Source organism: Gilvimarinus sp. 1_MG-2023, from assembly GCF_030548285.1.
Window position 1 is genome coordinate 1 of the sequence record NZ_JAUOSC010000480.1, and the last position, 341, is coordinate 341.

Genomic DNA, 341 nt, shown 5'->3' on the forward strand with positions numbered 1-341 from the left:
GTACCAACCCGGCGTTACGCCAGCGCACTACCCGCAACTACTGGAACAAAAGTGCCAAACCCTGACGCAACGACTGTCTGAATTTGATCCCCCGGCACTGGAAGTGTTTGCCAGCCGGGTAACGCACTTTCGCTTGCGGGCCGAATTTCGTCTTTGGCACAGTGGCGACCGCTGTTTTTACGCCATGTTTGACCCGGAAGACCGCAAAAAACCGCTGGAAGTGCTCGATTTCCCCATTGCCTCAGAACAGATCAACGATCTGATGCAGCGCTTGCTGGCCGAGTTGCAAGACAACCAGCCACTGCGACGCAAACTGTTTCAGGTTGAGTTTCTCACCACCC

General features: G+C 55.1%; 1 pseudogene. It reads left to right on the top strand.

Annotation, left to right across the window (positions count from 1 at the left end):
* Positions 1-341: pseudogene (locus tag Q4563_RS17720) on the top strand (tRNA (uridine(54)-C5)-methyltransferase TrmA); the annotation flags it as partial.